This window comes from Paenibacillus sp. J2L1-98, assembly GCF_056269405.1.
Window position 1 is genome coordinate 1 of the sequence record NZ_JBWDNW010000001.1, and the last position, 13,263, is coordinate 13,263.

Consider the following 13,263-nt stretch of genomic DNA (forward strand, 5'->3'; position numbering starts at 1 on the left):
CTCCTGGATGATGGAATTTTTAGGGCTATGACCCGTTGCGTACTTCCATCGTACCGAGGCGCTCGTTTTTTTGCAAAGCGGAAATTTAACGCTCTACAGGAATGCTATCGTCATCCGTTAGTTGAGCAGCGTGGTGATGTTATTAAATTTAATGAATAAAACTAATCAAGACTGCTACCGCACCCATTAACACTAAAATTGAAAATACAAAGTAGCCGAAGATCTTTAGAGGACGCGGCATTGAATTTAAATCTATTTTTTTCATTGGTCCTCCACCCTCAATACTTTGAATAGAGCGAAGGTTCTCATCGACATAATTATCGTTACTGTACAAATGTTCCTTTTCGGGCTGGGTTTCATGGATGTTGTTTGTGCTCATTCCAAGTCCCCTCTCAATTCGGTTTATGTGGAATATTCTACCACGTTTATAAAACTCATGTAACCCATCAATCACCACGCTAATCTGCCCGTTAGCTTAATAAATCGTATATTTCAGGGTTCACGGGGGTGTATAGAAGTTCTTGTCCTAATACGGCTTTGTATAGAAGTTCTTGTCTTGAGCTCACGACAAGAACTTCTATACAAAAAATAAAAAAGCCGCTGTTTAAGCGACTTTCATTGTATATATGTTCTTGTCATCCGACAATGCTGTCCAGTATCAATTAAATACGAACTTCAATAACACTGACCTCAAACTAACTTAAATAGTTCGTATTTATATGTTACACATCTCCATTTTAGTTCGGAGTCACTGTTATAACGAATGCTTCAATGATGATACACTAAAGCACCCACTAGATGATCAAGGGAGAAATTGATTGGAGTGCCCTGACAAAAGTGCTCGAAATAATTCTCGCTTTTGTAATAACTAAATCAATGAGCTTGGTTCCGATACCTTGACCTTCTACTTAACCTAGTAATTTATCTAATGAATGTACCTGATTTCTGGATATAATAATTGATCCTCGAAAATTATTAATAACCTCTCTTAGCTTATTATCAATTTCTTTTATTACTACCACCAGATTTATCCTCCATTAAACTCGGTTATATCCTATTATGATTGCGTTCCTAGAATTAATTGTATCACGGAAGACCGTTATTTAATGATATTTTAACTAAGTTTTACAGCCCTTCTGGCATTTAACTATCGTTCTCCGTTTAGCTTAAACTTCTGGAGTTCGATATGTCCTGTCGAAATAATTAGCCACCTGCGCTCTGATATTTATTAACTCCTCCCATCCAAGCTCTATATGCCACCGAGTAACAAAACGGTCCAACTATTGGGACGAACCACATGGACCAGGTGGGTAACCACAAAGTGTCTTTTGAAAGTAGAAATGCGGCAGGATAATAATTTATGAATGCAAACGGGACTACAACGGTAAGCAAAGTTTGAATTAAAGTACCAAATACAGGTAAAGGATACGATATGAATGCAAGTCCCGACACGTCGCTCTCGAACGGATGACCCAAAGCATTCCATTCAGCATCTTGCGGTTGTCCATGGCCGGGCGTCTGCTCTGGGGTTTTCGTTCCGGCTGCCGACAAGAAATATTCCATTTAAAGAAAGCTGCTGATATATCCAGCAGCTCTTTTATATATTTAGATGTTATTCCAAATTTGAATGAATTGAGCGGCTTCGCCATTTAGTGCTAGGATTGTATCCTGCTCGACTTCTTGAAAACGCTCGTCGGGAATCAATCAATCTGATTCAGTATGCCACGCCCGGAAGAGATAGCTACGGCAGCTCCAGATAACTCGTGATCTGGATATCCTTTGGCGACTTTGGCTCTTCCTCCTTGCCGCTCGTCACCGTCAGCACTTCCTTCAGCGTGATCGGCGGCCGCTTCGTCCCCTTTGGGAGTTTGCTCTTCGCGAGCATGTCCATCATCGTCTGCAGGCAGGCCAGCGGCTGCTGCTTCTTGATCAGCCTCAAGTACATGTACAGCGCCTGCTGATAGCCGTCGTGATGGCCGCCGATCAGGCCGTGCGTGAAGACGCCATGTTTACGGATGTCGATGGCGTAGTGGAACGTCTTATCTTTTCCCTCGTAGCCGTGCTGGAAGACGAAAACCTTCTTCTTGTCGCTTGTTACGACCGACATGTGCTGCTCCGCGGCATCGATGTCCAGTCCTGGTAATCCGCCTTTGTTTTGCAGCAACCGCATGAGACTTGCCAAATGCTCGAACTTGTCGGATTTGACGAACTTCAGCGTCACGACCCCATCCTTCTCTTCAGCCACCTTCGTCTTGGCCGTCCCGATCTCGATCTGCTTCAGCGCATTCCAGTTAAGTATATCTGCCTTATTGATGCTCAGCGTCTGATCCGCCTTGGATTCGTCGAATTCAAACGGGATGAACATCTGCGGATATTTATCCAGCACGGTCTTCAGATAGATGCCGTTTTTGCTGTCCTTGAGATCGAGGTGGTCCTTCTCCTGCAGTGGCTCGTTGACGAACTCGATGCCGACCGAACGGTCGTTCAGCGCTTCCCCGTGATACGTCTTCTCGGCAATGTCGACGAACTGCAGGATATGGCCGTTCCCGCTTCCGTCGATATTGTTGATGCAGAAGTGGGGGATGGGATAATACGTCTTCTCCTTGCGTACGCCCGAGATGTTCATGTTGCCGGACGTCGCCGTCTCGTGCAACAGAATCTGCGTCGGCATGCCCGCGCTCCGGATTAAGCGGCTGTTCTTGTACTGCGCGGTCTTCTCGCCCTTCCAGTTCTTGTAGATAAGCGAGGCCGGAAAGCCGGTGTCGAACTCTCTCGTACAGGCGATGAAGAGCGTCTCCTTGGACGGCGCGTAGTCGGCGTAATTCCGCGTCGCGACGGCGTTGGTCGCCTGCGACCAGAGCAGCGAATATCGGCTGAATGCCGACAGGCTGTCCTGCGTCGTCGAACCAATGATTACGGTGTCCTGGATCGGAAAGTCGCTGATGTCGTCGCGATTCGGCACGAGATTCATGTACGTCCATGCGATCGTGCCGTGCACCTCGAACACCCCGCCGGACCTTTTGTTCGTGAAGTAGAGGTAATACTGCCTATCCGCTGTATTGCCCTGATTGTCGAACTTCATGACGCGAAAATATCCGTACGGCGACAGCAGCACCACCGTCGCATCTTTCACCGGATTGACGATCCCGGGGACGGAGGCGACGATAGCTGCCTCCCGCTCCTTCAGCGCCTCCAACGATTCGGCGGGCATATCGTCCATGCTCCGCTTGGCGACGGGCTTCGCGGGCGTCACTTTTGGTTTGACCGGAGTTTTCGGCTTGGCGGCCTTGGCAGGCTTCGCTATCTTGGGCTTCGGCGGATGATTCGGTTTGCCCACTAAATCTGTCTCCCCGTCTTGGGATCGTACTTCACTTCGACCGCGACCACTTGATCCGTTGGCAGCACCTCGATCCATTGATCGAACACTTCGAAGTCGTCGCCCATCGCGGCATGAAAACCACCTTGCAGCGGGTAGAAGCCATGCTCATAGACTTTGTCGACCGGCGTTGCGCTGACCGTGCTGGCGGGATCGCCCGGGTTGTCAGGATCGGGGTATTGCGTCGTCTGAATCGACTTGTCGTGCTTCGCCTTGACCTTCTCCGACAGCAGGTCCAGCACCTCCAGCATCGTCTTGCCCTGCAGATCGGGTTCCGTGCCGCCGTACATGTCGGACGGCCCGATTCCGTTCATTCCTTCCACTTGCTTCAGCCAGTTCATCGCTGCTTTCTCCTTGCCGGGGCGAATCGGGATAACCGCCTTGACCCACGGTGCGTTGAGGAACGCGTTGCGGAGATTGTCGCCGTCAAGTTGCAGCATCCAGCCCAGCGAGCTGCCAAGCTTTGCGGGATCGGACTCGTCCGTAATGTAATAATTGTCATGGCGCTTCTCGTTCATGCCACCCCAGCCCGTCAAGCTGTCGGCTGGAATGCTGGATGCGACGTCCGGCACCATGACCGGCTGCCCATCGGGTCCGATTTGCCCGTTCGGTACGAGCGTCCCGAACGACTGATGGGAATGATCGCGCGGCTTCCACCACTCCGGCGCGACGAAATAGAGCATTTTGTCCACGTCGAAGATGGAATTGAGCAGCTCCGCCGCGGCATGGCGCGTGCGGTTGTCCGGGAACGGAATGCCCTTCGTCAACAGCTCCTGGATAAGCACGCGGTAGACGACGATCCGCTCTTCCTCGCGCAGGTCCTCGAAGCTGCGGGATCGGATTCGGCTCGCCAGCTTGATGCGCTCTTTGGCCGCCTCGATGAACTCCTTGCGGTACTCCTGCTCCAGCCTAGCAGTGAACGCGCTGACATTCGCCTTGTTCTGATCCTCGATGTCCTTCACGATGGTCGCGTCCGGCATCCAGGTCAGTTTGGCCATGACGCGGATCGGGGAGCTGCCCCGGAAGTTGACATGGTTCACGTGTACCGTGAACTTGGCTTCCGTGCTGTTCGGCGCCTGCGTCAGATCCTTCACCGACAGCTGAATATCCCCTCCCGATGTATCGAAGCTGACCTTTTGCAGCATGTAACCGGCCTGCTGGCTGATAACCGTCTGAGGAAAATCCGCCTGAATCGTCTCGATGTCGCCTTCGTTGAAGTCCGTGTCTTCTTCCTTGCCGTTCGTATAGCCTTCGTCCTTGTCTCCCTCGTCCTCGGACGTCTGCACGAACGAGATGTCGATCGGGTAATCCGTCACGATCATTCCCGGCGGTATGACAGCCTCGGGATGCGGCATGTTGGCAACGTCGGGCGATGCCGCGATATGCATGAGCTCCGCCACCCCAAGCTGCTTGCCCGGCTCGTCCACATACGTCTGCCAGCACAGATAGGTGCCGATATCCTGTACTTGAACGGCAACCTGGCGCATTTTGCGGCGGAATTCGTAGTTAATGAGCTGGTCGCCGTCGTTCTCTAGCACGTAGCGTTTGCTCGACGTCTCCGTCGTCTCGGTCACCGTCTTAAACGTGGACTTGAAGTTCTTGCGGATTTCAGTCGACAGCTTCTCCGTCTGCTGGCGCATGTGCTTATGCGACTGCTCACGCGCCTTCTGCTGTGTCGTACCCATATCAAAGCTAGCCGACTGCTCGGCGCTGCCCCAGATCCAGCTTTCCTTCGCGTTCGCATTCGCCCCGAACTTCGTATCCGTCCGGTTGTCCTCCTTCACACTGTCGGACAATTCGTCCTGATCCGTCGTGGACAGTTCGCTGCGCGTCGTGCTCTCCGTCGACTGCTCGATCGACCGCTCAACGGTCGTCTTGCGCGTGCTGACCTCGATCAGCTCCACAGACGAGCCGGGACTCAGCCAGACATGGCCGACGGGGGGGCCGAGGAACGTATCGAACTCGAAGAAATATTGACGGAACAGATGCACGATGCCGATGGGGGACAGACCGACCCGATCCAGGTCCTTCTTGGGATCCATCGTCTCGAACGGATCGCTGGCGTACAGCGCCTGCAGCAGCGAATCCAGGTCGGTGTCGGTCTTGTAGAACAGTTGCTGAAGTTGGTCGTACAGCTTGTTGTCCGCCAAGTACAGCAGCATGCCGGCAATAACGGATTCCTCTCCCACTTTTTTCTCCAGCGCCTCCGATGCCGCGGAGGCCGATAGCCTGACGGAGACCATAAGATTGCCGTTCTGCTGCTGCAGCAACTGGGTATACCATTTCATGCACGCCTCGCGGACGACGGTATTGAGCAGCTTATCCAGCCTCTCGCGTTCGATGAATTCTGACCACATTTCCGGCTTGTAGTCCTCGAATGGTGGCAGCTCAGACGCGATCGCCTGCAGCAGGAAGCTACCGAAGCCTTTGACGGCACCCGGCTGTTCCCCGGGATGGATGTATTCGATCTCGCGCACATGCCCCTCAACGCCGGTCAACTTATAGATCCCGCGATAACGGCTCTGCAGCAGCGAGATCAGTCTCCGCCGGTCATGCGCGTAGCCTCTGCGGAACCGTCTCAGCGTGCGCTCCGATTTCCAGCCGAGCAGCGGCTGGTAGACGCCGAACAACTCGCTGTCGAACGGCAGAATGTTTTTGAAATCGATGAGATTGGTGGACTTCTTGAGCATGGGATCACCTTTTCTAATGAAATGTGTTTGTTGACAACTCGTTTGCCGCGTCGAATGAAGCTTATGTTAGGGTTATAACCGTGATCCTCCTTCTGATGAGAATTTTCTAATATATGCCAATTATTATTATATGTTGGTGATCCCTCGTCTACATGGGGAGTGCGGCCCAAGTTTGGCGTGCGGGCCGGCTAATTATTGTCGAGCGGTAGCCAATCGTGTCGTGGCATCTTGAAACGGCTGTCGCCGTCCTTCCGTCAGCGCAGCGCGTTTCATGCGGAGAATGCTTAGAGTAGAATAAGGTGAACTTTTTTAAGATTTAGAAAAGGCTCTCCCGCGAGCCGCCGATCGCACCGCCTCCTAGTTTATCCCCCTCTAACTCACGCCTCGAAGTTGGAACGGCTATGGATACATGTTCTTGTCCTAATACGGCTAATGATATAAGTTCTTGTCTTTGACTGTGGACAAGAACTTATATCCTTAATACAAAAAATCCGCGATTTACGCGGATTATTAAGCATATATGTTCTTGTCCCCCGACATAAATGTAAATTCGTGCGCTCAAGACGACACCCTCACCGCGCGCTTCACTTGAATCGTGTCGCGAGCGACGGATAACGTTAGTTCAATGAAAACAGCAGCAGTCTAAGACTTTATTTTTCAAGTCTTGGTCCGCCGCTGTTTGATTTTTTATCAAGTCCAACAGTTAAAGTTAAATTTAAAAGGCTGATGATTTTTAATCTAATAAACCAGATTAAATCAAGCACTTCAGTCTAAAACTTCATTTTTTTGAACATTAATGTCATTCCGCTTGAGAGCAGCTTCTTGCCGTTCTCGCATAATCCTAACCGCGCGTAATTCCTTATTGCGCCTGCGTGCCGCTGTCCGTCGTTCCTTGCGGTGCGGCCTCAGGGACCGTGCCGTCAGCCGGGGGCTGACCGCCCTGGCCCCTCATCGGGCGCCCACCGCCGCCCATGTTGCCTCTGCCTCCGCCCATGCCGCTTTGAGCAGTCGTTACGCCCGACTCGTTCACCCAAGTCACAGCGCTCGTAATCTCGAAGCTGACGACCTTCGTACCGCCCGTGTACTCGCCGCCCTTATACAAGCCGTTTGTTTCGGTGCCGGTAGACGAGCCACCCGAGTAGATTGTGTACGTGCTGCCTTGCTTCAGGTCAGGCGAGCTGATCATGATCGATTGGAACGTCTTTGCCGGAGCGACCGTCGCGATCGCGTTTCCTTCGCTGTCCTCGAGGCGCACCATCGTTCCAGCTTCCAGTGTCGAAGGGAAGGTCATGAGTACCGATTGCTGCGTCGACGTATCGGAAGTCGATTGCACCATGCCCGAGCTGCCCGCGGCGATCAGGTAGCCGCCCTTCATCTCGAACGTGCCATCGTAATCAAGCGAACCATTGCCCGCATTGGTAGGACCGCTAACGGTTACCGTGCCGCCGCTCATCGTGATCGAACCGTTGGAGTCGAGTCCGTCGCCGGTCGCGTTCACGTAATACGTGCCTCCGGTAATCGTCAGCATGTGCGTTCCGTCGGTAATCGTGTTCTGTCCCGCACGTCCGTTCACGGACGAACCGTCGTTACCGCCTCCCACATTCACGCCGTCGTCGGACGCCGTTACCGTCGTCTCGCCGCCCGCCAGCGTAATGACGGAGCCTTCGATGCCTTCGTAGCTCTTCGTAATGTTGATCTTCCCGCCTGCTATCGTAACCACTGTATCCGCATGAATGCCGTCATCGCCGGTTGTGAGCATGAGCTCGCCGCCCGCTATCGTCAGATTGCCATTGCTGTGGACGGAGTCGTCCGCTGAGTCGATCTCGAACGTGCCGCCTCCCACTTCAATATCCGTACCTGCTTTCAGCGCTTTGGCACTTGTCGATTCTTCTTCCGTTGCCGCCGCATCCGTACCGGTCGCCGTGCTTGCCGTACCTGGCGCAGCCGGTTGACCGCCGCCCCAGCCGCCGCGCTCTTCGACATGCGTCTCTCCGTTCACGCTGCCGCCGCCAGTTATGAGCGAGAACGTACCGCCATTAACCAGCATTGATGTTTCCGCTTGTAGCGCGTCGTTGCCGGACGTAATGTCGAACGTGCCGCCGCCGATGGCAATAATGCCTTTGCCTTCTTCTTCTGCGTTCGTCGCTTTCACGCCGTCTCCGCCCGCTACCACCGTCAGCGTCGCGCCTTCCAGAGCAGCCACCCGGTCTTTGCCCAGTACGCCGTCGTCTACTGCCTTAACCGCGATCGTACCCGATACCAGCTTCAAGTCGTCTCTGCTGTTGATGCCGTTGTTGAAGTTTCCTTCCACCGTCAGCTTGCCCGTTCCGTTAATCGTCAGGTCCGCCTTGCTGTACAAGGCCGCGTTCGGTTCTTCGGCGCTCGCATCGGCATAGACATAGTTCGTACCGTCAGACAGCTTGTTTTCCGTGCCTTCTTGCAGCGTCATAACAACCTTGCCCGCTTCCACGATATACAGCGGAGCACTGTCGTTATCATGCAGCTCCACGCCGTTCAGGACCAGGTGTACCGTGCCGTCCGGCACGTTCACCGTCAACTGCCCGTCGTTCAGTGTGCCGCTTAATACGTACGTGCCGGCTTCCGTTATGCTCACCGAACCGCCTTCGCCTGCTGCGGCTCCAGTTCCCGTCACGCTAGCCGATGTGCCGTTAAAAACAATCTTCGCAGAGCTGTCTTCGCTCCACTCCGTGTTGTAATCTTCATCGTCGAACTCCACGAGTTCGTCCATCGACAATTCAGTTGTCGCAACCGCTGCCGTCTCCGTCTGCTGATCCGTCGAAGCGGTCTCCACGACCGCCGCATTGCCGGATGCCGCCGTATTATTGCTGCCATTGCTGCAGGCCGAAGCCAGAAGCACCGTACACAAAGCGATTACCCCTACATAATGTTTTATTTTCGTCTTTTTCATATCGATCTTCCTTCCGAATTGTAATTGTTGTTGCATTAATACTCAGCCTGAGCCGTAGGGACCATCGTCAGGGACAAATCCAAGTTGCCATTGCGGCATCGGATCGCGTCGAGGAATTCCTTCTGGTTCGTGTTCAGATCCAACGTAACGGCGTAGACGAGCTCATACAAGCTGCCAAGCTCGGTCGTGCGGATTTTTTTTAGTTCATACGCAACACCAAACGTAGCGAATACTTCGGCGAATGCTTCTTCGTATCCTAAGCTTTCCGGAATCGTGACTTTAAGCTGCTTCTGAGCCGACTTTCTCGCTCCGAAGTTGGTTTTGCTCAAGATGAACATCAAGGCGCAAAGGATTAAAGTGAACAATACCGCGTAGCCGAAGGCGCCTACGCCGCAAGCCAGACCGGCCGCCATCGTGAACAGGACGTACGCGATATCCTTCGGATCGCCGGGCGCGCTTCGGAACCGGATGATGGAGAAGGCTCCCGCAAGGCTGAACGCTCGGGCAAGATTGCTGCCGATCAGGAGAATAATAATGGCGACGATTGTGGGCAGAATGATCATCGTTAGCGTGAAATTTTGCGAATAGCCGGTCGGGTTCGTCTTCATGTAAGTGAAGCTGATAATGGCGCCGAGGGCGATGGCGATCAGGATCGTGACGATCGAACTGCCAAGCGTCATCGTGGTTGTCGTGGTCGTCGGATTGAACAAGGATTCGAAATCAAACATAGAGTACACGCTCTCTTTCCATAAATGGTGTTGTTTTTGTCGTTTGCGTTGGCAACGTCGGTCGCGCGTTGCCGTGTCTTACCGTCTTCTTGTATTCGTTGCCGTATTTGGAGAAGCTAGTGCGGTACAATCCGTGCTCCGATAATAGCCTCGACAGCCACAGCGGAATCGTATTCTCCGCCTTTACTTCCATCATCCACATGTTGGCCGAGTCAAGAAACTCGCCATGATCGCCAAGCTCCAGTCCTAGGTCGTACCGGCGATGGCGGATGTTCGTGTCAAACGTGATGCGGAGGTCTCGGCTCTCCTTGCTAAACATCGCCTTCCGCTCGTAAGCCAGATACACCTTCGGTTCGAGCTCGTAGCGGCAGAGGAAATATTTGATTTCTTTGATCACCTGCTTGTTCATGTAAGGCTGGAATACTGGCTCGATCCCGGTTCGCACGAACTCGTACGCTTCGTTCAGCTTCAGCCCCGTCCTTCGTTTGTTGACGAGACCGAACACCTTCTTCTTCATCTCCAGGTAAACCTTCGCGTCGCCGCTTGGCACGCCGTACGCTCTCAACCGAAGCTTCTCCTTGTATTTCGGCTTCGACAGGCTCGTCCGGATGAGCGAATCGTGCGGAGTATCGAAGTAGAGGTTGCTGATCGAATAAAATTCATGCTGCTTGTTATAATCGTCAAGCTCCATATAATCGAGCAGGTCGCTATAGAATCGAAGGTACGCATCATGGTCCAGCAAGTATTTGTTCTCGTACCGGTTGAACACCTCAATCGCCATCCTTGTTTCATTCCTTTCCGCGGTTCGCTGTGGTCTCATCTTTCATGTCTGTATCTTAGTCCCCCAACCTTTAATGAATCTTAAATCGATTTACATTTCCTCAAAAAAAACGCGTTTCCTATATATAGCGACCTGAAGCGATCGAACGAAAACAGTTAAGGTTGGCTAAAGGTTCGCTTGCTATAATGGGGAAATCAAGTCTAGAAAAACAGCAAAGGATGAACAGCCGATGCGAATTTTGATCGCGGAAGACGAAATACATTTGGCGGAAGCCTTATCCCAATTATTGAAGAAGCAGAACTACTCCGTGGATATCGTCCACGACGGCAGATCCGCTTACGATTACGCGCTGAGTGGCATCTACGATCTCCTGCTGCTCGATGTCATGATGCCGGAGTTGGACGGCTTCGCCGTGCTCCGTAAGCTGAGGGGCGAAGGCGCGGCGACGCCAGTCATCCTGCTCACTGCCAAAGGCGAGATTACGGACAAAGTAACCGGACTCGATTACGGCGCGGATGACTATATCGCCAAACCGTTCTCGACCGAGGAGTTGCTGGCCCGCATACGCGCTGCGCTGAGGCGTAAGGGAGAGGTCGTCCCGGAGGACGCGCTGACGTTCGGGGATATTGAGCTGAATACGACTCTATTGAAGCTGACCGTCAAAGGCAAGGAATTGAAGCTGAACTTGAAGGAAAGCGAGTTGCTCGAGCTGCTTGTGACGCGGAAGCTGGCCGTCACGTCGAAGGAGCAAATTATCGAAAAACTGTGGGGCTTCGATTCGAACGCGGAATACAACAATGTGGAGGTGTACATCTCGTTCCTGCGGAAGAAGCTGACCTTCCTCCATTCGTCCGTGAAGATTGCAACGATCAGGGGCGTTGGGTACATCCTGGAGGCGACGTAGTAGCATGTTCAAAAAGCTCAAAAACCGATTTCTCCTGCTGAACCTGATCACGATCACCGTCATGATGCTGGCTGCTTTCACGGCCATCTTTGCCATCACCTATCAAGACGTGAAACGCGACATCGATATGGAGCTTCATCAAGTTTCGGAATTTTATCATAAACAGCAGGACGGACCTAGACGGTTCGAACCGGACGATGACGGCGCATCACCTCCGGATGAGTTCCAGGGCGAGCCACCTGCAGGCAAGAAAGACGACGGCTGGCGACCCGAACGGTCCGTATCGTTCAAGCTGGAAGCGGACATCTCCGGCACGTTAACGAGCACCGACTCGCGGTTTGATATGGAGGAGTCCTTCTACCAAGAGGCACTCGATAAGGCACTAGCTACGGGCAAAACGACCGGCCAACTCAAGCTGGACGGCAATGAATGGGCGTTCATCGTTCAGACGACCGCTACTGCCGGCAGCATGTTCTTCTTCATGGATGTCACCGCGCAGCAGGGTATTTTGACGAATTTGATTTATACGTTCGGGGCCGTCGCTCTCGTTATGCTCGTTGTCATTTATTTCATCAGCCGTTATTTCGCCAGCCGATCCATCGCTCCGGTTAAGGAGGCGTTCGAGAAGCAGAGGCAGTTTATCGCCGACGCTTCCCACGAATTGAAGACGCCTCTTGCGGTCATTCAGACTAACGCAGACGTGCTGCTCGCCAACAGCGAGGATACGATCGTGAACCAAGCCAAGTGGCTGCATGTCATTAAGCAGGAGACGCTTCGTATGGCCAAGCTGACGGGCGATCTCCTCTATCTGACCGAGATGGAGGACTCGCGTTCCGCCATGATGCGCGCCGAGTTCGACTTGAGCGAAGCGGTGGAGACAATTATGCTGACGATGGAAGCCGTTATTTTCGAGAAGGAGCTCCAACTCGAATATGATATTGAGCCCGGACTGACAGTGAACGGCAGCAGCGAGCAGATCAAGCAGGTCATCATGATCTTGCTCGACAATGCCATCAAATACGCGGGTCCTCGCGGATCGATCGAGATTGCGCTGAAGAAACAGCATCAGAATGTCGTCCTGTCGGTCACCAACACGGGCGAAGGCATTGCCTCGGAGCACTTGCACCGGATCTTCGACCGATTCTTTCGGACGGACTCTTCCCGCTCACGCGCCCAAGGGGGCCATGGACTGGGTCTTGCCATTGCCAAATCCATCGTCGATCAGCACGGCGGAAAGCTTTACGCGAAGAGCGAGCTTGGGGAATCGACGACTTTCTATCTGCATCTGGACTAGAGGCCCTCGACACGCAAAAAAATCCCTTACGATCGTTTCAACGGTCGCATGGGATTTTTGATTTTTAGTCGTTTCGGGTCATCCTATAATTACAGTACGCGCCGAGCCGTCGAATAACGGTGCGAGTAGTCGCTCATCTTGTTATCCGGACGTCGTTGAAGCTGCTGCCGATCGTGTTGTGAATGAACTTGTCCGTTGCCGATGCATGTCCAATACCTTCTTAAATCAACCGCAAAATCGATACCTCGTCCATTTGTGCAGTATAAAAACTTCGTTTGAGCTTTTGGATGATTTTGAAAATGGATTCTATATTCCTTTCTCTTAGGGCAGTATAAGGTCTCCTCAATAAATTCAGTAAAAATACCAACGCCCTCTAGTTCTATCTTGGAAAAAAGTATGTTTAAGTTCTCATGAACGCAAAATAAGCTCTTCGCTCGTAAAATAAACTTTCTTTTTATTCATTCCGTAAGGAACATCAGTTTAGACCAATCTTAATATTTCGTTCTTTTAATAATTTAAGCACAATTAATGTATATTCATTAAGGCTTCAAGGGCAACTTC

The 13,263-nt window shown here is 52.3% G+C and carries 10 protein-coding genes; 2 read left to right on the forward strand and 8 right to left on the reverse strand.

What is annotated here, in order from left to right; all coding sequences use genetic code 11:
* Positions 1 to 148: 148 nt before the first annotated feature.
* From AC0YNZ_RS00005 to AC0YNZ_RS00035, 7 genes are all read right to left on the reverse strand, one after another.
* Complete coding sequence (locus AC0YNZ_RS00005; protein ID WP_475824714.1) at positions 149 to 379, reverse strand: hypothetical protein; 231 nt, start codon at positions 377 to 379, stop codon at positions 149 to 151.
* 824 nt (positions 380 to 1,203) lie between these two features.
* A complete protein-coding gene (locus tag AC0YNZ_RS00010) occupies positions 1,204 to 1,563 on the reverse strand; it encodes an ABC-2 family transporter protein (protein ID WP_475824715.1) in 360 nt (119 codons plus the stop codon).
* 178 nt (positions 1,564 to 1,741) lie between these two features.
* The gene (locus AC0YNZ_RS00015) at positions 1,742 to 3,337 is read right to left on the reverse strand and encodes a peptidoglycan recognition protein family protein (protein WP_475824716.1); all 1,596 of its coding nucleotides are present in this window, start codon (positions 3,335 to 3,337) and stop codon (positions 1,742 to 1,744) included.
* Positions 3,337 to 6,066, reverse strand: coding sequence for a peptidoglycan-binding protein (locus AC0YNZ_RS00020; RefSeq protein WP_475824717.1), 2,730 nt, complete (start codon positions 6,064 to 6,066; stop codon positions 3,337 to 3,339). Before AC0YNZ_RS00020 ends, AC0YNZ_RS00015 begins: the two co-directional genes overlap by 1 nt.
* 859 nt (positions 6,067 to 6,925) lie before the next feature.
* Positions 6,926 to 8,995, reverse strand: a complete 2,070-nt coding sequence (locus tag AC0YNZ_RS00025; protein ID WP_475824718.1) for a carbohydrate-binding domain-containing protein — start codon at positions 8,993 to 8,995, stop codon at positions 6,926 to 6,928.
* 35 nt (positions 8,996 to 9,030) lie between these two features.
* A complete protein-coding gene (locus AC0YNZ_RS00030; protein ID WP_475824719.1) occupies positions 9,031 to 9,723 on the reverse strand; it encodes a DUF4956 domain-containing protein in 693 nt (230 codons plus the stop codon).
* Positions 9,716 to 10,504, reverse strand: coding sequence for a VTC domain-containing protein (locus tag AC0YNZ_RS00035; protein WP_475824720.1), 789 nt, complete (start codon positions 10,502 to 10,504; stop codon positions 9,716 to 9,718). Before AC0YNZ_RS00035 ends, AC0YNZ_RS00030 begins: the two co-directional genes overlap by 8 nt.
* A gap of 229 nt (positions 10,505 to 10,733) precedes the next feature.
* Here AC0YNZ_RS00035 and AC0YNZ_RS00040 point away from each other — a divergent pair, with 229 nt between their 5' ends.
* Together AC0YNZ_RS00040 and AC0YNZ_RS00045 are read left to right on the forward strand one after the other, a co-directional pair.
* On the forward strand, positions 10,734 to 11,408 hold the full coding sequence (locus AC0YNZ_RS00040; protein ID WP_475824721.1) for a response regulator transcription factor: 675 nt from the start codon (positions 10,734 to 10,736) through the stop codon (positions 11,406 to 11,408).
* Between the two features lie 4 nt (positions 11,409 to 11,412).
* On the forward strand, positions 11,413 to 12,702 hold the full coding sequence (locus AC0YNZ_RS00045; RefSeq protein ID WP_475824722.1) for a sensor histidine kinase: 1,290 nt from the start codon (positions 11,413 to 11,415) through the stop codon (positions 12,700 to 12,702).
* 89 nt (positions 12,703 to 12,791) lie between these two features.
* Here the strand turns inward: AC0YNZ_RS00045 and AC0YNZ_RS00050 are convergent, their stop codons facing one another.
* Complete coding sequence (locus tag AC0YNZ_RS00050) at positions 12,792 to 13,160, reverse strand: dTDP-4-dehydrorhamnose 3,5-epimerase family protein (protein WP_475825465.1); 369 nt, start codon at positions 13,158 to 13,160, stop codon at positions 12,792 to 12,794.
* Positions 13,161 to 13,263 lie beyond the last annotated feature (103 nt).